This is a genomic window from Pontibacillus litoralis JSM 072002 (assembly GCF_000775615.1).
Classification (GTDB): Bacteria; Bacillota; Bacilli; order Bacillales; family BH030062; genus Pontibacillus; species Pontibacillus litoralis.
The window spans coordinates 43,652-63,335 of sequence record NZ_AVPG01000015.1 but is presented as its reverse complement, the minus strand read 5'-3'; the positions used below and the strand labels follow the sequence as shown (position 1 = coordinate 63,335).

The following is a 19,684-nucleotide window of genomic DNA, read 5'->3' as shown; positions in this document are numbered from 1 at the left end:
AATTATAAACTACTTGTTTTGAAGAACTTTGTCAACTTCATCAAACTAATTTTGTAACACTTGTCACAGAGGTCTTCATCTCCATAAACAGAGCATTTGCTTCATACCCTAAATAAACGGCCCACTCCCTGAAGAAAAAAGGCAACTTCGTTTCTAAGCTTTTATACGCAGATGTTTGCGTTGGAGAAGCCACTGCATTGATTTCCATATGCTTAGCCATTGCGACAGAACGTTTCGTATGAAATGGATCACTTACAATCGTAAAGGTGTCCAATCCATTCTCTTGTCCTATTCGCTTAGCATTCTTTAAATTTTCTTCGGTAATTTTCGAAGAAGTTTCAATGAATATGTCTTCTTCTGGTACACCTTGATCCATCGCATACATCTTGGCAACTTCTGCTTCTGCATACGGTGCTCCTTCTCCTTTTCCACCGGTAAAAATAAGCTTATCAACATATCCTTCTTCGTATAGTTTCAATCCGTGTTTAATACGTTCCTTAAACACAGGAGAGGGTTGATTATAGTAAGCAGCTGCTCCGAGCACGATAGCAGCATCTGTATGGTGTAAATTCGCATCACCAGTAAACGTCCACATGGAATAGCCCGAGTAGAGAACGATGATGACAACAGTTAAACATAGTAAACGTACAATTTTCTTCATAATGTTCACCTTCTCCACTATTCACTTTACCATCAGCCAATGGATTTCACAATACTTCGATTTATTTCCCTAGTCATTTCCTATCGTTTATAATACATTTATATACATAGAAAGACTGAACTACGATGAAACCGATTCCAACTAGTACCATTTCGAGGACTTAATCAAGGGGAGATGTATGGAATGTTAACGAATGATGCATATTCAGACGGAGTGCAAGCCGCCACAAAACAACCAGTTGTCGCCATATTTGGTGTCCATATGAACATCGGCCTGGTCATGTTAAAGAGAATGGCTCACCAATATTCTATTATTGCCATCACACCGCCTCATGCCAATGTTCCATTTCGCATTCCTGTTACGAAGCGTGCATGTGATGTATATAATGATCAAGATATAGAGAAAGCATTGTTCAACGTTGATTTCGCAATTTACATCCACGGCTCTATGCAAGTAGATGCAGCATGTACCCAAGCAAACGACGATGATTTACAATTAATTGTTGCAGATAATATTGCTCGAGCTGCAGAGCGCCAGCAAGTGAAAAAACTTATTTTCATACAGCCACCTTCAACCAATAAGGAATTGCGAGAAACGATGACAGCATATCGCACTCCTGTACATATCATAAGCAAAAATTATTCTACGCCTCCATCAACAAAATCAAAGACAAACGATGTACGCTCTGTGCAACGACTATCCTTCTCTAATTGTCATATGAAAGCTCATGAAATAGCCAGAGAATATATGGCATGGCTCGATCAGTCTATTCGACCTCTTATTCGTGTTCGACAGATTCCGTCTTATGAAACGACGATTCAGTTTCGCGCCTTTACAATCCCGTTATTAACGTTACAAATAAGCCAGTGTCAAAGCACGAAAACACGTATCACTTATCGAATTATTGGAGGTTTGTTAAACAATTCAAAAGCTAGCAAGGAAGGACGGTTCGAATTTCGCACGCTCCAGAACGGACGAAATTGTATAATTATCGCCATACATGATTTTCATCCAGCCTTGCCTTGGCCTTTATATAAACGGACACAAGCCCCTATCCACCTGTTCGTAATGAAGCAATTTGCTACCCATATTTATAGGAAAAGCTGTCAGCACGTTTTTAACTGACAGCTTTTTTTCTCTTTTTATTTATGTGAGCATATTGTTGATAATAATGTACGGCAACCTCATCATGCACATCTTTTATATCTGAATATTGAACAGGTGCTCCACGTGTAGCAATTTGAAGTGTAGCCAAGCCGAACTTCTTTTGCAACTTAGAAACAGACACTTCTACTTGTTCCACTTTCTCATGCCTTGTCAAAAACAATTCTGACTGAATAACGCCAGATTGCATTTGCACATAATGATCATTGATAGCATATTTGCTAAAGAAGAAATCAGCAACCCTTAACAGCATAATACCTATGAATAAAAGCAAAGATACCCACCAAAACTCTCGCCAAAAATACACAATGACACCTGTAGCCATCATCCAAACGTAACTTGGGCGTAACAACCTTACCCACAACGCTTTACGAGGTAATGATTCCACATCTGTTATTACTTGAAAGCCTGGCAATACTTCTGTAATAATGTGCACAGCTCTATCTTTTTTGACGAATGGTAATATGACAGTAGATTGCTTTTCTACATCGCCCATATCCCCAAAACAAACGAGCTTCACGGTAACAAAACCGAGCCATCTACGTATAATCGATTGCTGCATTTGAATGGCGAAAACACGGTTCTTTGCAATCGAGAACTCCGTTTCATTCAAAATACCCTTTCTTATAAAGAGCTTCTCGTCATTAGAGCGTAACGAGAAATTACCTAAACGAAAGTACGTCATAACAATACCTGTCGCAATGCTAAGCCCAATAAGTAGAATACTCACTAGAACCATTAACAAAAACGATTGCTCAATATACGAAAACATACTCTCCGCATACGATTCTATTGGTAATACGTCATCGAGTTCCGAATATAGTCCAAACAAAATAGGAATTAAAGCAAACAAACTAAATGAGGTACAAGCATCTAATAAAATGTCCTTCGTTTCCATCCGAAAGTGCTCTTTAGTTGCAGCTTCTGTTACTGTTTCTTCTTCATGAAGAGCTATTCTCTCGCGAATACGCTTCGCTTCTTGCTTTCGAATCATTTCAAGCTTTATTTCCGATTCATCCGCTGTCGCCGTATCTAACGTTAATGAGGTCATCCCAACCAGCTTGTGCAATAAGTTTTCCGAAGTTTGTACGCTTTGAATTTTACTCAGGGGTATGTAGCGATAATTTCTCACAAATTTCCCATCTTGAATATGTATTTCATTTCCTTTAAACGTATACGTATAGTGCTTCCACTCAAAAAGAATGGGAATGATGAGTAATAAAATAATCACACCAATAATAAGAAATTCCCAAAAAATCATTTTGTCACCATCAAGGAGCAATATAATTACAAAAGGAACAATGAATTGCCTCAATGACCGGATAAACTTTAGTAAAATCCACCACGGATGCTGACGTTTAGGAGTCGATAGCGTGTCCATCTAACTCCTCCTTCACTTCCTTGATCTCCTCTACATCTTCCACTTTGGCCAATATAGCAATTTGATCTCGTAAAACTGTCGCAACCTCTTCCTCTAAACAAGGAATTTCATGAGAAGACGCCGTCGTGACAACTGATACTTCCGCTAAACCATACTTTCTCATCAACACTCCTTGCGTTTTCTGAACGGATTGCACCTTCGTCATAGGAATAATCACACTGTTTTGTATCCATAGCCCATATTTCAAACGAACAAAATCCTCATCAACCTCATAACGCCATGACTTCAGCAAGTACACCGGCTTCATCCCATATGCATATACAACATATAACACGTCTAATACAAGAAAGCCATACAACGCATAATCAATGAACTTATGTAATTGCAGAAAATGATTCACAACTAGTAAAATTACCGCTACACATATACTACTAACAAATGTAATAATGGCACTTGTCCTCCAAAGATTCACTGCCTTCGGAGATATCCGTTTACTTGGTTCTAAAAAAGTACTCAATACTATCTACCTACCCTTCTTACTTATTATACGTATGCTGCACATGAACCGTTTCAAAAAATTATAATACATATAAATTCATACGATGGCCTATGTTCATACCGATTATTTTGCGTCCCCCCCACGAATCTCAGCATCCAGTTGAGAAGTTATTCCCATAAAACAAGAAAAAAGCCTCTCTAATCAATGTCAGAGAGGCTGCTGCATATTCGGGGTATGCCTATTTATTATTTGCTAAGGTTGTAAAATGCTTTCTGGCCTGGGTATACGCCTGTTCCAGCAAGTACATCCTCGATGCGTAGTAATTGGTTATATTTCGCAACACGGTCTGTACGGGATGGTGCACCTGTTTTAATTTGACCTGCGTTTGTTGCAACAGCGATATCTGCAATAGTTGCGTCTTCTGTTTCACCAGAGCGATGAGAAATAACAGCTGTGTAGCCTGCTTCTTTTGCCATTTCTATTGCTTCAAATGTTTCAGTAAGTGTACCAATTTGGTTTACTTTGATAAGGATAGAGTTCCCTACACCTTGCTCAATTCCGCGTCCAAGGCGTTCTGTGTTTGTAACGAATAGGTCGTCTCCAACAAGCTGTACGCGGTCGCCGATACGATCTGTTAGAAGTTTGAAGCCGTCCCAATCGTTTTCATCAAGTCCATCTTCAATAGAGATGATTGGATATTTGTTAGCAAGCTCTTCGTACCAGTTCACCATTTCTTCTGAAGTACGAACAACGCCTTCGCCTTTAAGATTGTATTTTCCATCTTCGTAAATTTCAGAAGCAGCTACGTCCATTGCAAGCTTAATTTCTTCGCCAGGCTTGTAACCTGCAGCTTCAATTGCTTCCATGATGGTTGATAGAGCTTCTTCATTTGATTGTAAGTTTGGCGCAAATCCACCTTCATCACCTACACCAGTGTTATATCCTTTACTCTTAAGTACTTTCTTAAGCGAGTGAAAAATTTCTGCACCTGTACGTAATGCTTCGTGGAAAGAAGCTGCACCAACAGGCATAACCATAAATTCTTGAATATCTACGTTGTTGTCTGCGTGCTCTCCACCATTTAGGATGTTCATCATTGGTACTGGAAGCTTCTTCGCATTGAATCCACCAAGGTATTGATATAGTGGAATGTCTAGAAGATCCGCAGCTGCATGAGCAACAGCCATTGATACACCTAGAATTGCGTTTGCACCAAGGTTACCTTTGTTATCTGTTCCGTCTAATTCGATCATCGCTTGGTCGATAATAACTTGACGAGTAACATCGAAACCAAGTAGTTCTGGAGCGATTTTCTCATTTACGTTATCGACTGCATTTTGAACACCTTTACCTAGGTAACGAGTTTTGTCACCGTCGCGTAATTCAACTGCTTCATATTCACCAGTAGAAGCTCCACTCGGTACGATAGCAGAACCGTATGCACCTGACTCTGTATATACTTCCACTTCTACTGTTGGGTTACCACGAGAATCTAATACTTCACGAGCATAAACGTCCGTAATATAAGGCATGTAAAAAAACTCCTTTTCATCTTTAGTTTAGTTTTTAATTAATGTTTGACCAGTCATTTCTTCTGGTTGTTCTACGTGTAATAAATCAAGTAATGTCGGAGCAAGGTCTCCTAATATACCATCCTCACGCAACTGTAAACCTTCTTTTGTCACAATGACAGGTACAGGATTCGTTGTGTGAGCAGTCATTGCTTTCCCATCAGGTGTCGTAACTTCATCCGCATTACCATGGTCTGCTGTAATGATCGCATGTCCACCTTTTTCGATGATTTTGTCAATAATTTTTCCTAAACATTCGTCAACTGCTTCAATTGCTTTCACAGTAGGCTCTAACATACCACTATGCCCTACCATGTCTGGGTTGGCGAAGTTAAGAATGATGGCATTGTGCTTATCTGCATCTAATTGTTGTAGTAAAGCATCGGTTACCTCATAAGCACTCATTTCAGGTTTTAAATCATAAGTTGCTACTTTCGGTGAATCAATTAAGATGCGTTCCTCCCCTGCAAATTCCGCCTCACGACCACCACTCATAAAGAATGTAACGTGTGGATACTTTTCGGTTTCTGCAATGCGAAGTTGCTTTAATCCGTTTTGTGCTAACACTTCTCCTAGCGTATTATCTAAGTTGACAGGCTTGTATGCAACATAGCCATTAACGGTTTCACTAAAGTGAGTTAGCATGACAAAATGAGTGTTCTTCGGTGCCTTTTCACCACGATCAAAGTCACGGAAATCTTGGTTAGCAAACGTGCTAGAAATCTGAATCGCACGGTCAGGACGAAAATTATAAAAGATAATCGCATCCTCATCTTGAACCGTTGCGCGAGGATTACCATCTTGATCTGTTAGCACAGAAGGGATAACGAATTCATCATAAATTTCATTGGCATAAGAATCCTCCACAAGCTGAATTGGATCTTCATAATGAGGCCCTTCTCCGTATACCATCGCGCGATAGGCCTTCTCCACACGATCCCAACGTTTATCACGGTCCATGGAATAATAGCGGCCTGAAATTGTCGCTAGTTCTCCCACGCCTAACTCATCCATTTTCTCCTGTAAAGATTCTATATACTGTTTTGCTGATTTCTGGCCGACATCACGACCATCAAGAAATCCATGCACATACACTTTCTCTACTTGACGTTTAGAAGCCATTTCTAATAAAGCGAATAAATGATTAATGTGGCTATGAATACCACCGTCAGACAGTAAGCCGAATAAGTGTAATGCCGTTCCTTTTTGCTTCGCATGCTCCATTGCTTCTATAAAACGATCGTTTTCAAAAAAGTCACCTTCGCGAATAGACATGTTCACACGTGTTAAGCTTTGGTACACAATTCGACCAGCACCAATGTTTAAATGCCCGACTTCGGAGTTCCCCATTTGACCTGCCGGAAGACCAACCGCTTCCCCTTTAGCTGTTAATTGAGCATGAGGAAATTGATTCCAAAATCGGTCGAAGTTCGGTGTATTCGCTTGGGCCACCGCATTTCCAAACTGTTCATCACGCATACCATAACCATCTAAAATAATTAAGGCAGCAAGGTTGGAATTACTCATGTTTACCTGCCTCCACTAAAGCTAAGAAAGAATTAGCTTCAAGGCTAGCTCCACCTACTAATGCACCGTCAATATCAGATTGAGCAAGCAGTTCTTCTACGTTAGCAGGTTTTACACTTCCACCGTACTGAATACGAATGCTTTCTGCTGCAGCTTCACTAGCAAATTCCTTCACAACACTACGAATATGCGCGCACATTGCATTCGCATCTTCTGCAGTAGCTGTCTTTCCTGTACCAATAGCCCAAATAGGTTCATAAGCAAGGATGACTTGTTTCACTTGCTCTTCTGTTAAACCTGTTAAAGCTCGTTTCACTTGCTCTTCTACAATTTCGTTCGCTTGATTGTTCTCGCGTTGTTCATCTGTTTCCCCTACACATACAATCGGCACTAAGCTATGTTTAAATGCTGCATGTGTTTTCTTGTTAACAGATTCGTCCGTTTCAGCAAAAAGCTCACGACGCTCAGAGTGGCCTAATACGACATAGTCTACGCCAATGTCCTTTAGCATTTCTGGACTTACTTCACCAGTAAAAGCTCCACTTTCTTCAAAGTGCATATTCTGTGCGCCGATTTTCACATCACTACCTGCTGCTTTTTGCACCAGCGTGTGAAGATGTGTAAATGGTGCTACCACTACTGACTCCACTTGATCGTAAGAAGGTACTTGTGTTTTTACATCCGTAATGAAACCTTCTGCCTCGTTAAGTAATTTGTTCATTTTCCAGTTTCCTGCTATGACTTTTTTACGCATGGTTTCACCTCATCTTAACTTATTATGAATCAAAAATATGTGTAGCTAGTTTATTTGTCGTTTAAAGCCGCTACACCTGGAAGATTCTTACCTTCCATAAACTCTAAAGATGCCCCGCCACCAGTAGAAATATGGCTCATTTGACTAGCAAAATCAAATTTCTCAACTGCTGCCGCAGAGTCACCTCCACCGATTACACTATAGCCATCTGTTTCACTAAGTGCTTGGGCAACACCTTTCGTTCCATTCGCAAATGATTCTAATTCAAACACACCCATAGGACCGTTCCAAATGATGAGCTTAGAATCTTTAATAATTTGACTATATTTCTCTACCGTTTTAGGACCAATATCTAATGCTTCCCAATCAGCAGGGATGCTATCAATATCTACCGTTTGTATATTCGCATCGTTTGAGAAATCATCCGCAACAATAGCATCAATAGGCATTACAAAATTTACACCTTTGTCTTGCGCTTTTTGCATATATTGTTTGGCAACATCGATTTTATCTTCTTCTAATAAGGAGTTACCGATTTCATGACCTTGAGCTTTGACAAATGTATAAGCAAGCCCTCCACCAATAATCAAGTTATCCACTTTATCAATCAGATTATCAATGACGCCAATCTTATCTTTTACTTTCGCACCACCAATAATAGCAGTGAATGGGCGGTCAGGGTCTTGTAACGCATTGCCAAGGACGCGTAATTCCTTTTCCATTAGGAATCCAGCAACAGCAGGTAAGTGATGAGCAATTCCTTCTGTAGATGCGTGAGCGCGGTGTGCAGCTCCAAAAGCATCATTCACATATAGATCAGCTATGTTTGCAAATTGCTTCGCTAATTGTTCATCATTTTTCTCTTCACCTGGATAAAAACGCACATTCTCAAGAAGAAGTACATCTCCTTCTTTCATGTTTGATACAGCCTCATCCACTTCACTTCCGTAAGCTTCGTCTGTTTTCGTTATTGTACGTTCTAGTAAGTTACTTAATCGTTTTGCTACTGGGTCTAGACGTAATTCTTCTACCGCTTCTCCTTTAGGACGTCCAAGGTGGCTTGCCAGAATTACTTTAGCACCTTGATCAATTAAATACTGAATCGTCGGGATAGCAGCACGGATACGTGTATCGTCTGTCACTTCACCGTCTTGCATTGGTACGTTGAAATCGACACGACAAAATACTTTCTTTCCTTTTACTTCTACGTCTTTGATCGACTTTTTCTCATTCACGTTCATGGGATGAGTACCTCCTTTAACTAATCTTGAAATGTGTTTTTCCCTATATGTACGTTTCCTCTTTTCAAGAGACTGCGAAACATATGAAAGGGATTGGGATGAAACCATGTATTACATTGCCCACATACCATTATACACAAATCTCATACAAACAAACATCGCAAAGGAGGAGGTATTGCTCCCCCGTGCTCTTTGCGATGGTCCCTATTACTTATACAATTTCAAGGAGCTACTTTCCTGCCTTCTTTATGAATTAAAGGCCTTTGTTTGCAAGATAAATAGCAAGATCGATACAACGGCTTGAGTAGCCTGTTTCGTTATCGTACCAAGATACAACTTTCACCAAGTTGTCTTCCATCACAAGTGTTGAAGGAGCATCGATTGTAGAAGATGCAGTTGAGCCGTTGTAGTCGCTAGACACGAGCTCTTCTTCAGAGTAGTTCAAGATACCTTTAAGATCACCTTCAGCTGCTTGCTTCAGTGCCGCATTTACTTCTTCAGCTGTTACGTTTTTATCTAATTCAACTACAAGGTCAACTAGAGAAACGTTTTTCGTTGGAACACGCATTGCCATACCAGTTAACTTACCTTCTAATTCAGGTAATACTTTCGCTACCGCTTTAGCAGCACCAGTAGTTGTAGGAATGATGTTCTCTGCAGCTGCACGAGCACGACGATAATCTTTGTGAGGAAGATCTAGAATTTGTTGGTCGTTTGTGTAGGAGTGAACAGTTGTCATCATACCACGTTTAAGACCAAAGTTATCATGAAGTACTTTCGCAAATGGTGCAAGACAATTTGTCGTACAAGAAGCATTAGAAATTACATGGTGATTGTCTTTATCATAATCTTCTTCGTTAACACCCATTACGACAGTTAAGTCTTCTCCTTTAGCTGGAGCAGAGATAATGACTTTCTTCGCACCCGCGTCCATATGCTTCTTAGCATCTTCTCGTTGTGTAAAACGACCAGTTGATTCGATAACGATATCTACTCCTAAATCACCCCAACCAAGGTTTGCAGGATCGCGTTCAGAAAGGACAGTAATTTCTTTCCCGCCAATTACCAGGTTTTCACCATTTACAGAAACTTTTTCTTCGAAAGTTCCATGAACCGTATCGTACTGTAGTAAGTGTGCAAGCATATTTGCATCTGTTAAATCGTTAATAGCAACAATCTCTACCTGTTCGTTTTTCCAAGCTTCACGGAATACGTTACGTCCAATACGTCCAAACCCATTAATTCCAATTCTGATTGCCATTCAAAACTCCTCCTTGAGAATACATGAATTTTTTTATAATTAAAGGGGTGATCCCTTTATTAACTCTTTTGCAGCACCTTCGTCTGTAATTAATACGTGACATTGTGCTTGTTTAAAATAGGAAGCAACTGCTTGCGCTTTAGACTTCCCACCAGCAACAGCTATAACACAATTTGCTTGCTGAATGTCTTCCAATTGAATGCCTACTGTACGAACCTTATGCACTATTTTCCCTTCTTCGTTAAAATAATAACCATAGGCTTCTCCTACAGCTTTTCCTTCTTCAATCTTCTTCATTACATCAGCTGGCGTTTTTCTTCGTTTCGCCATTGTGATTGCATCGCCAATACCGTGAATAATAACGTTTGCTGACTTGATGAGCTGTAATACTTCTTTAACAGCAGGTTCTTCAATAATAGTTTGATAAGCTTCTTCGCTTAAAGGATCAGGAACATACAGGAGGCGATAATCACCATTTGCCTTTTGAGCCATTTTAGCGCAAATATTGTTCGCCTGATTTTCAACATTTTCACCAAGACCGCCCCTGGCAGGAACAAACAAGCAGTTTTCAGCTTTTTCTAGGGGAGACATCATATTCGCTACTTCTGCTATCGTTCCTCCTCCTGTAACAGCAATGGTATCGTCTGTTGAAAGAATATCATTTAAATAACGAACACAGGCTTTGCCCATCTCCTGTTTCCCCCATGAGAGTTCGTCACTATCCCCTGGCACGACTATAACGTGCTGTAATTGAAATTGATTCCTAATTTGTTCTTCTAAATAGGAAACCCCTCTTAGTTCTTGCATAAATGCTTGAAGTTGGAAAATGACATTTTTACCTTCTTGGGTTAAATGCATTCCTCTCGTTGTTACTTCAATTAGTTCATGCTCGTGCATGAAATCAATTTCAGAACGAACAAGACGCTCAGGCATTTGCAAATGATCGGCGAGAGTTCTTCGTCCGATTGGCTCCATTAAGTGAATCCTATGAAGAATTTCATATCTGCGTTGTAATACTTCTAATACATCGGGGAATAATTTACTTTGTAGGTCAATTAATGCTCTCATGGTATAGCTCCTTTACTTTACGTAAGATATCGGGTTATATTACGTCCCACCTTGTCGTATATTGTCCCGGTAGGTCCAAAAAAAATTCACCACGTTACTTACAAGTCTATTGTAACAGTCCCATACGTACCTTGCAACTAACGAAGTTTATTTTTTCATTGTAAACGATTTCTTATTAACTGTTCATTAATTCGCCCATAATCAACCTCTTTCCCGTTCATTTCAATAACGGGAATTTTCAACATATACTTTTCAAGCAATTGCTCATCCGCATATATATCTTTCTCTATTAAATTGAAATCATACTCTTTTTTTAACCGTTTTATTATTTCCTTTGCTTCCTCACATAAAGGACAATTTGGTTTACCGTATAAGACAACGTACTGATTCATGTGTTTCTCCCTTTCTTGCTGCGACGTTTCGTTGATGAAGGTAATAGCATTTCTTCTCGATACTTCGCCACTGTTCTTCTTGATAAGTAAGCACCATATGTGTGTTCTAATATATCACGAAGCTTTTGATCTGAGTAAGGTTTATTCTTATCTTCTTTCTCAATCAGTTCTTTCAGCCACTGTTTAACAGTGTAGGACGACGTTTCCGTTCGATGGCGAGATTTCACACCTTGTTGAAAGAAAAATTTCAATGGATATATTCCGTGTGGTGTTTGCACATATTTATTTCGAATGGCCCGGCTAACAGTGGAAACGTGCAAGTCAACCTCGAAGGCAATTTCTCGCATACGTAACGGCTGCACAAAGGTCGGACCACTTTCTAAAAACGGTACTTGACGGTGAACGGTTTCTTCAATAATTGCTAATACGTTTTGTTTTCTCTGCTCAATAGCCATGACAATCCAATTAGCATGACGGTATTTATCTTGTATGTACGTTTGCGCTTCCACATCATCAATAGAAGTATTGGCATATGTTTGATCAATCGATATGCTCGGCGTATTTAAATAGGATAAATCAACGTGCCAACGGCCATCTTTATGATAAATCGTCGCATCTGGTACGATATAGTCTTTTTTTATCGGTGCGAATTGTAAACCGGGCCTAGGATGACATCGCTTAACTGCTTCAATAGCTTCCCTAGCTTCCTGCTCGTTCACTTCATACGCTTGCATAATTTCAAATCGGTCATCATCTGCTATCCATTCTAGATGATGTTCTACTAAATGTTCGATGAAAGATGGACATTCTTTTCTTTGTAACTGCAATACGATACACTCTTGTAACGAGCGAGCCCCAACACCTGCTGGTTCTAACGATTGTATGATGCTTAACGCATGCTGTACTTGCTCCTGTTCCACTTGTAATGCTTGCTGCCACTGTTCTAAGTCATTATCTAAGTACCCATTTTCATTCAAAGAATCAATGCCATACTCCACAATGGCCTTCCTACCATCTTGCAAGGACAGTTCAAGCAATTGATCTTTCAAATATGTGTACAAGTCTTCTTCTGCCGTTGGTACTCCTGAAATCGGCAACTCTCCTCCAGATATCGGCAAATTACTCTTATCCCATTTGAGGAGTGGATTATCTTGTAAGTGTTGCTCTAGAAATTCCAATAACTCTTCACCATTGTACTGAAGTATCTCAATGGCTTGACTTAACCGTTGGGACATCTTCCAAGTTAGTCTTTGCTCTTGTGTTAAAGTCGGCTTCATTTCATTCACCTCTTTACTTGTGACCACCAAGAAATCGCTTACAAACCTTGTAGTAAAAAACGACGTACAGCTTTTTTTGTGTATACAAAAGCATCCACCCCCACTTATGAGGAATGGATGCACCAAAACAGACGCGCCCGAGAGGATTCGAACCCCCGACACGTAGAACCGGAATCTACCGCTCTATCCTGCTGAGCTACGGGCGCATAATAAGAAAGTCTATATGCTTTCCATCAATTATATGGAAAACTTCTTCCTATGTTTCTTAAACAAGGACAACTTATATTATAACGGGAAAGTACAACACATTTCAAGGTACATTTTCACAAGGAAGAAGGAGAACAATCCCCTTATCCAATTATTCGTTTATGTTCGTGAGAAGTTTATCTTTATCCAATCAGGGTAAGATGAAGGATATACAACGTTTGTTTATATACATAATATGAGGAATGGGAAATCAATAAGCAAAGTCTTTTTGTTTGACCTTTATTGACCTTTTCTGTATGATAAACTTAGCTACTATACAGATTGATTATTAAAAGGAGGATTATATTATGAATTTAATTCCTACAGTTATTGAGCAAACAAATCGTGGAGAGCGTGCGTATGATATTTATTCACGTTTGCTAAAAGACCGCATCATTATGCTTGGTAGTGCGATTGATGACAATGTTGCAAATTCTATTGTAGCACAATTATTATTCCTGTCTGCTGAAGATCCGGAAAAAGACATTTCCTTATACATTAACTCACCAGGTGGATCGATTACGGCAGGTATGGCTATCTATGATACAATGCAATATATTCAGCCGAAAGTTTCTACTATCTGTACAGGTATGGCCGCATCTATGGGAGCTTTCCTATTAGCTGCAGGTGAGCCTGGCAAACGTTTTGCTTTGCCAAATAGTGAAGTTATGATTCACCAACCACTTGGCGGCACACAAGGTCAAGCATCTGATATTCAAATTCATGCCAACCGTATTATTAAAATGCGCGAAAAGCTAAACACGATTCTTTCTGAACGTACTGGTCAAGATTATGAAGTAATTGCACGTGATACAGATCGTGACAATTTCATGTCTGCACATGAGGCGAAAGAATACGGCTTAATTGACAAAGTAATGGAGAAATAATATTCGTGGCACACAAGAGCACCTAGTATAAAATAGGTGCTCTTGTTTTATTTTCGAACTGTTGTTTGATCCAAAAATGAAACAGACTCCATAATTAATGCTTTTAATACTTCCACATGGATATCTGCAAGCTTGTTAATGTAAACACAACTTTTACCACTTGTATGTTTCCCTAAATCTTGTAACAATGCTTCACGTTTTGTTTCTTCAAGAGAAAAGTATAAACTAAATTTCGCTTTACGAGGTGAAAAACCGACCAAAGGCGCATCCCCTTCATGTCCAGAAGCGTACTTGTAACGATAGCTACCAAATCCAATAATGCTTGATCCCCACATTTTTGCTTCATACCCTGTTGTTTGTGCAAAAATATCTAGTAACGTATACGCATCTTCTCGCTTCTTTATACTTTCTACTGATTCAATAAACTCAATAACACTCAAATTGTTTTCTCGCGTTTTTTGTTTATACATAATTTTCCTCCTTATTAAATTCTGAATAATCTATCTTTTAATAGTATACCGTACAATTTAGACAACTTCACTTCTATTCCCTTCTTTTAAAATAAATCAATTTCATTATTCGAATCCATTCGTTCGGCACAAAGCAATTTTGAAATGAACGTAAACTAAAAAACTAGCAAAATCTAATATAAAAAAGATTTCGCTAGTTTTATTTGTTCACTTATTCACATTCGTACGGCATAAAAACATTTTTAGTAAGCTGTTACAAATTGAACCAATTTATGAAGGGCTTCTTCTTGATCGTGCCCTTCTACTTGAATCGCTATTTCCTCACCAGGACCAACAGCCAAACTCATTAATCCCATAATACTTTTGGCATTCACCTTTTTACCATCCTTCTCTAAAAACACATCTGAGGTAAAACGATTAGCCTCCTGTACAAATAAAGCAGCCGGTCTTGCTTGTAGCCCAGTTTTTAATGTTACGGTAACAGCTTTCTCTAACACTTCTATTCTCCTCTCTTTTCTCCACCTTGATTTCACTCCATCTATATCAGAAAGCGCTTGCATGTCGTGTTATAAAAAACGCTTCTATATAAGAAGCGTTTTAAATTAAAAACATTGTATCATATAACCTATGAAAAAGAAAAGCGTTAGTGTCCATTCCCGACAAGCGTTCCTTTTCGTAGTTTGTCTGCAAATTCGTCAATTTTTTTCAGGCGATGATTTACACCTGATTTACTGATTGGCGTTGACATAAGTTCCCCTAATTCTTTCAAAGTAACGTCTTGATTCTCAATGCGTAAAACAGCTAATTCACGTAATTTGTCTGGTAACATTTCTAATCCAATGGTTTCTTGAATGTGTTTAATGTTCTCGACTTGTCTGAATGCTGCGCCTATTGTTTTGTTTAAATTCGCTGTTTCACAATTAACAAGGCGGTTTACTGAATTACGCATGTCTCGAACAATTCTTACGTCTTCAAACTTCAATAAAGCTTGATGGGCACCAATTATATTAAGGAATTCTGTTATTTTCTCTGCTTCTTTCACATAACAAATAAATCCGTTTCGTCGCTCAATGGCACGAGCATGTAAATCAAACTTATTCATTAACTCACACAAAGAATCATTGTGTTTCTCATAAATTGTGAATATTTCCATATGATAGGAAGATGTTTCTGGGTTGTTAACGGAACCGCCAGCTAGAAATGCTCCACGTAAGTAAGCTCTTCTACAACACTTCTTATCTAAATATTTCGGTGATATCGTTCTAATAATCGAAAAAGGTTCTTCTAAAATTTCCAAATCCATGAGTAGTTTTCTCACTTGCTCTTTCATACGCACAATATAGACGTTATTTTTCTTGAGACGCATTTTCTTACGGACAAGTAATTCTGCTCGTAAATTGTATAACCGCTTCACTAATGTGTAAATGCGCCTAGCAATAGCAGCATTCTCCGTTTGTACATCTAGCACATACATACGATTCGAAAATGAAACAGATCCGTTCATACGTATAAGCGCTGCTAATTCTGCTTCTGCACAACATGAATCTACTTCAATGGAGGTTAATTCTTTTTTCGTTTCTGATGCAAACGACATCCTTCACACCTCCTGTCTTCACTTAATGTTCATCTTGTCTATTAATTAAAGATACGAGCATCTTAGCTACTTTATTCGTATCATGTCGTAACGTTGTTTGCTTCGGGTCAATAATATCTCCTTCAATAATGTCCACACCTAATTTACGAATACAATCATGATCATAAACGACGGGAACTGCATTTTCAGCGGCGTACATTTTTTTGACGTTGGTTGAAATTGGCTGATTGTGAACGAGTAAGGCGTCTACACATCCTTCACCAATGTGCTCATGAATCGCCTTTACATGATCAGCTGCAGAATATCCGTTCGTCTCTCCATCTTGTGTCATGACGTTACAAACATAAACAACTTTTCCTTGTGTTTCACGTAACGCATTACTTATATGAGGAATAATTAAATTCGGTAATGTACTCGTATAAAGGCTACCTGGAGCTATGACAACCAAATCTGCCTGTTTCACTGCTTCAATGGCTTCTGGAAGCGGCTCTACAGGTTGCGGACTTAAAAAAACACGTTTAATTCTTTTACCTGACTCGGGGATTTTCGATTCGCCTGAAATAACACTACCGTCATGCATTAATGCTTGTAAATACATGTTCTGATTGGCAATGGGCAATATCGTTCCTTTCACATTGAGTACTCGAGATATTTCTTTAATACCATGAAAGAAGTCATGTGTAATAGACGTCATCGCAGCTAATAATAGATTACCCATGGAGTGACCAGACAATCCATTCCCATCAGAAAACCGATGCTGAAACAAGTCTAACAGCATTGGTTCAGCTTCAGATAAAGCAGCAATGACATTCCGTATATCTCCAGGTGCTGGAATAGATAACTCATTTCGTAACCGACCAGAACTTCCTCCATCATCAGCTACCGTTACAATAGCTGTTAAATCGATTGGATAGTCTTTTAAACCTCTTAACAAAACAGGCATTCCTGTTCCTCCACCGAGAACAGCCACGCGTGGTAACGTTTGTTTAGTCATATATTATTTACCCTTTCTTTTTTCAATATCTCGATGCGTTACATGGGTGACATAGTCGGTAGAAAAATGTTTAGCAATATCTTCCGCAATCGCAACGGAGCGATGCTGTCCACCTGTACATCCTATCGAGATCACGAGTTGGCTTTTCCCTTCACGTTTATATTGTGGGAGCATGTTCGCTAATAAATCCTTCAGCTTCACAATGAAGGATTGTGTCTCTCCCCATTTATACACATAGCTGGAAACTTCCTCATCTAAGCCTGTTAACGGACGCATTTGCTCAACGTAATGAGGGTTCGGTAAAAAACGCACATCAAATACTAAATCAGCATCAATAGGAATACCGTATTTGAAACCAAAAGATACAACTTGTACAGAGAATACTTGCTGTGTTTTCTCTGAATAAGATTTCAGAATGCGTTCGCGTAGCTCTCGTGGTTTAATGTCTGATGTATTAATAATATTTTGGGCTCTACCTTTCAATTCATCTAGTAACAACCTTTCTTGCTTAATTCCTTCTAAAGGAAGTCCTTCTGAAGCTAATGGATGAGAGCGCCTAGTTTCTTTATAACGAGATACTAACGACTCATCTTTCGCATCTAAAAATAATATATGGGATGTTAACCAATCTTCTTTTGAAAGTAAATCCAAAGCTCCAAATAAAGAGTCAAAAAATTCCCTTCCTCTTAAGTCCATGACAAGTGCTACTTTTTGGATATTATGCTTAGGATCTTTCATTAATTCTAAAAATTTGGTTAACAATGCTGGAGGAAGGTTATCCACACAAAAGAAACCTAAATCCTCAAAGCTTTGTACTGCAACTGTTTTTCCGGCTCCTGACATACCTGTAATAATAACGAGTTGAGTTTCTTCTGAATGACCAGCCATGTTGTATCGCTCCTTTTATTTACGGGATTTGGGGGTTAATGTCGCATCTAATAATTTAAAATCAGAGGTGTACGTAAATGTTCCGTATAGCGTTTCCCTTGATGCCAAAATGTGATCTATATAGAAACGATCTCCTTCTGCCATTGGCTTTCCTACCACTTCATCGAGTTCCACCCATTCTAGATCACCTTCAGAACTTTGATCCAATAATTGTCCACTGTAATCCTCACAATAGAAAGTAAACATCATCCACTCTTGCATGACTTCACCTTGAGCTTCGTCTTTCATTAAAAATGTAAAAACTCCACGCACTTGTGGATGTTGCAATGTAAGTCCTGTTTCTTCATAAAATTCACGAACCACAGCTTGTTGAATATGTTCACCCTGTTCCATCTTTCCACCAGGAGCTACATACCAGCCACGTCGTGGTTTCTTTAGCATTAACATCTTGCCTTGATGATTTAATATACAATTCGTAACGCGCTGCATTGTTTATTCACCTCGATTATCTCCTAAGTAGAGGTACTCTAACCTATTATACTATGCACCTAAATTTCCTACAATCAACAGAAGTGTTGTTCACAAATATCCACATATTTCTACAAACAAAAAAAATACACAGGCTAACGCGATAGCCTGTGCAAACTAACTATATTAAAAGGGGGTCAATTAGTTAGTTCCATTGTACCCTATAAATATTTCATGCGTGTTACAGCACAATTAAGATGTAATTACGTTTTGTTATTGTCTTCTTTACAATTCAATTACGCCTTCCACCTAAAGTGTGCTTATTTGCCGATTTCTTCTAATAAGTTCTCCACATAATGTTGAGCCGTTTGAGCTGCAATACTACCATCACCTGTAGCTGTTACAATTTGGCGCAACTCTTTTTCACGAATATCGCCTGCTGCGAAAATGCCAGGGACTTTCGTTTCCATTTTCTCATTTGTTTCAATGTAGCCTTCTTCATTAGTAATTCCTAAAGATTGGAACGGTCCACTTAAAGGATTCATACCGATGTAGATAAATACACCGTCTACTGGTTTATCGTATTCTTCACCAGTTTGATTATTCATTAATGTAATGCTTCCTACTTTGCCGTCCTTTTCATTAATGGTCTTCGCCTCTGTGTTCCAAATGAAATCAATTTTCTCATTATCGAAGGCACGCTCTTGTAAGATTTGTTGTGCTCGCAATTGATCACGACGGTGAATGATTGTCACTTTTTCTGCAAAGCGTGTTAAATAAACACCTTCCTCAACAGCAGAATCTCCACCACCAATAACAACAAGTTCTTTATTCTTAAAGAAAGCTCCATCGCAAACTGCACAATAAGATACACCACGGCCTCCAAGTTCTTGTTCTCCTGGAATACCTAACGCTTTATATTGCGCGCCTGTACCAATAATAATAGCGCGTGCTTTAAATTCTTTGCTTCCCGCTTTAATTGTTTTGTATTCTTTGCCGTCGATTACTTCTTTAATGTCACCATAGGCATATTCTGCACCAAACTTTTTTGCATGCTCAAACATTTTATTGGATAGATCTGGACCTAGAATATGATCGTATCCTGGATAATTCTCCACATCTTCTGTATTTGCCATTTGTCCACCAGGAATACCACGCTCAATCATAAGTGTGTCTAAATTCGCACGCGATGCATATACTGCTGCTGTCATACCTGCAGGACCAGCACCTGCAATAATTACGTCATAAATACGTTCTTCTGTCACTATTTACAACCCCTTCTTCATTTCTATCTAATTCATCTATCCTCATCGTATATAATTCGTTTGCAAAGGTCTATCG

20 protein-coding genes and 1 tRNA gene are annotated in these 19,684 nt (G+C 39.0%); 2 read left to right on the top strand and 19 right to left on the bottom strand.

Features of this window, described 5'->3' with window-relative positions; all coding sequences use genetic code 11:
• Nucleotides 1–40 precede the first annotated feature (40 nt).
• Complete coding sequence (locus N784_RS10470; RefSeq protein WP_052127261.1) at nt 41–661, bottom strand: YdcF family protein; 621 nt, start codon at nt 659–661, stop codon at nt 41–43.
• 183 nt (nt 662–844) lie between these two features.
• Here N784_RS10470 and N784_RS10465 point away from each other — a divergent pair, with 183 nt between their 5' ends.
• Nucleotides 845–1,786 (top strand): Rossmann-fold NAD(P)-binding domain-containing protein, encoded by a 942-nt coding sequence (locus N784_RS10465; protein WP_036834722.1) that lies wholly within the window; start codon nt 845–847, stop codon nt 1,784–1,786.
• On the opposite strand, the gene N784_RS10460 is transcribed toward N784_RS10465, so the two are convergent.
• The 11 genes from N784_RS10460 to N784_RS10410 all read right to left on the bottom strand — a co-directional run bounded on the left by N784_RS10460 (nt 1,779) and on the right by N784_RS10410 (nt 13,002).
• Nucleotides 1,779–3,206, bottom strand: coding sequence for a PH domain-containing protein (locus N784_RS10460; RefSeq protein ID WP_036834721.1), 1,428 nt, complete (start codon nt 3,204–3,206; stop codon nt 1,779–1,781). The two genes, N784_RS10465 and N784_RS10460, sit on opposite strands and share 8 nt — an antisense overlap.
• Nucleotides 3,184–3,723: a PH domain-containing protein gene (locus tag N784_RS10455; protein WP_036834720.1), complete on the bottom strand. Its 540-nt coding sequence runs from the start codon at nt 3,721–3,723 to the stop codon at nt 3,184–3,186. Before N784_RS10455 ends, N784_RS10460 begins: the two co-directional genes overlap by 23 nt.
• A 227-nt stretch (nt 3,724–3,950) precedes the next feature.
• Nucleotides 3,951–5,237: a phosphopyruvate hydratase gene (gene eno, locus N784_RS10450; protein WP_036834719.1), complete on the bottom strand. Its 1,287-nt coding sequence runs from the start codon at nt 5,235–5,237 to the stop codon at nt 3,951–3,953.
• 27 nt (nt 5,238–5,264) lie between these two features.
• Entirely contained in the window at nt 5,265–6,803 is a 1,539-nt protein-coding gene (gene gpmI / locus N784_RS10445) for a 2,3-bisphosphoglycerate-independent phosphoglycerate mutase (protein WP_036834718.1), read from the bottom strand.
• Entirely contained in the window at nt 6,796–7,557 is a 762-nt protein-coding gene (gene tpiA / locus N784_RS10440; RefSeq protein WP_036834717.1) for a triose-phosphate isomerase, read from the bottom strand. The genes gpmI and tpiA overlap by 8 nt, the downstream gene beginning before the upstream one ends.
• A gap of 50 nt (nt 7,558–7,607) precedes the next feature.
• A complete protein-coding gene (locus N784_RS10435; RefSeq protein WP_036834716.1) occupies nt 7,608–8,798 on the bottom strand; it encodes a phosphoglycerate kinase in 1,191 nt (396 codons plus the stop codon).
• Nucleotides 8,799–9,051: 253 nt separating this feature from the next.
• Nucleotides 9,052–10,059, bottom strand: coding sequence for a type I glyceraldehyde-3-phosphate dehydrogenase (gene gap / locus N784_RS10430; protein WP_036834714.1), 1,008 nt, complete (start codon nt 10,057–10,059; stop codon nt 9,052–9,054).
• Between the two features lie 39 nt (nt 10,060–10,098).
• Nucleotides 10,099–11,127, bottom strand: a complete 1,029-nt coding sequence (locus N784_RS10425; protein ID WP_036834713.1) for a sugar-binding transcriptional regulator — start codon at nt 11,125–11,127, stop codon at nt 10,099–10,101.
• 155 nt (nt 11,128–11,282) lie between these two features.
• Nucleotides 11,283–11,519, bottom strand: a complete 237-nt coding sequence (locus N784_RS10420; protein WP_036834711.1) for a glutaredoxin family protein — start codon at nt 11,517–11,519, stop codon at nt 11,283–11,285.
• Nucleotides 11,516–12,796 carry an RNA polymerase factor sigma-54 gene (gene rpoN, locus N784_RS10415; RefSeq protein ID WP_036834710.1) on the bottom strand — a complete coding sequence of 427 codons (1,281 nt, stop codon included), beginning with the start codon at nt 12,794–12,796 and terminating at the stop codon, nt 11,516–11,518. Before rpoN ends, N784_RS10420 begins: the two co-directional genes overlap by 4 nt.
• A gap of 132 nt (nt 12,797–12,928) precedes the next feature.
• A tRNA-Arg gene (locus N784_RS10410) sits at nt 12,929–13,002 on the bottom strand.
• A gap of 348 nt (nt 13,003–13,350) precedes the next feature.
• Between N784_RS10410 and clpP the strand changes: the two genes are divergently transcribed.
• Nucleotides 13,351–13,929 carry an ATP-dependent Clp endopeptidase proteolytic subunit ClpP gene (gene clpP / locus N784_RS10400; protein ID WP_036834708.1) on the top strand — a complete coding sequence of 193 codons (579 nt, stop codon included), beginning with the start codon at nt 13,351–13,353 and terminating at the stop codon, nt 13,927–13,929.
• A gap of 47 nt (nt 13,930–13,976) precedes the next feature.
• On the opposite strand, the gene N784_RS10395 is transcribed toward clpP, so the two are convergent.
• From N784_RS10395 to trxB, 7 genes are all read right to left on the bottom strand, one after another.
• Nucleotides 13,977–14,399 (bottom strand): DUF1801 domain-containing protein, encoded by a 423-nt coding sequence (locus N784_RS10395; RefSeq protein ID WP_036834706.1) that lies wholly within the window; start codon nt 14,397–14,399, stop codon nt 13,977–13,979.
• Nucleotides 14,400–14,641: 242 nt separating this feature from the next.
• Nucleotides 14,642–14,896 carry an HPr family phosphocarrier protein gene (locus tag N784_RS10390; protein ID WP_036834703.1) on the bottom strand — a complete coding sequence of 85 codons (255 nt, stop codon included), beginning with the start codon at nt 14,894–14,896 and terminating at the stop codon, nt 14,642–14,644.
• Nucleotides 14,897–15,042: 146 nt separating this feature from the next.
• A complete protein-coding gene (whiA, locus tag N784_RS10385; protein ID WP_036834702.1) occupies nt 15,043–15,993 on the bottom strand; it encodes a DNA-binding protein WhiA in 951 nt (316 codons plus the stop codon).
• A gap of 22 nt (nt 15,994–16,015) precedes the next feature.
• Entirely contained in the window at nt 16,016–16,987 is a 972-nt protein-coding gene (locus N784_RS10380) for a gluconeogenesis factor YvcK family protein (RefSeq protein ID WP_036834701.1), read from the bottom strand.
• Between the two features lie 3 nt (nt 16,988–16,990).
• The gene (rapZ, locus tag N784_RS10375; protein ID WP_036834700.1) at nt 16,991–17,875 is read right to left on the bottom strand and encodes an RNase adapter RapZ; all 885 of its coding nucleotides are present in this window, start codon (nt 17,873–17,875) and stop codon (nt 16,991–16,993) included.
• Between the two features lie 15 nt (nt 17,876–17,890).
• The gene (locus N784_RS10370; RefSeq protein WP_036834699.1) at nt 17,891–18,364 is read right to left on the bottom strand and encodes an 8-oxo-dGTP diphosphatase; all 474 of its coding nucleotides are present in this window, start codon (nt 18,362–18,364) and stop codon (nt 17,891–17,893) included.
• Nucleotides 18,365–18,663: 299 nt separating this feature from the next.
• On the bottom strand, nt 18,664–19,608 hold the full coding sequence (gene trxB / locus N784_RS10365) for a thioredoxin-disulfide reductase (protein WP_036834697.1): 945 nt from the start codon (nt 19,606–19,608) through the stop codon (nt 18,664–18,666).
• Between the last annotated feature and the right edge of the window lie 76 nt (nt 19,609–19,684).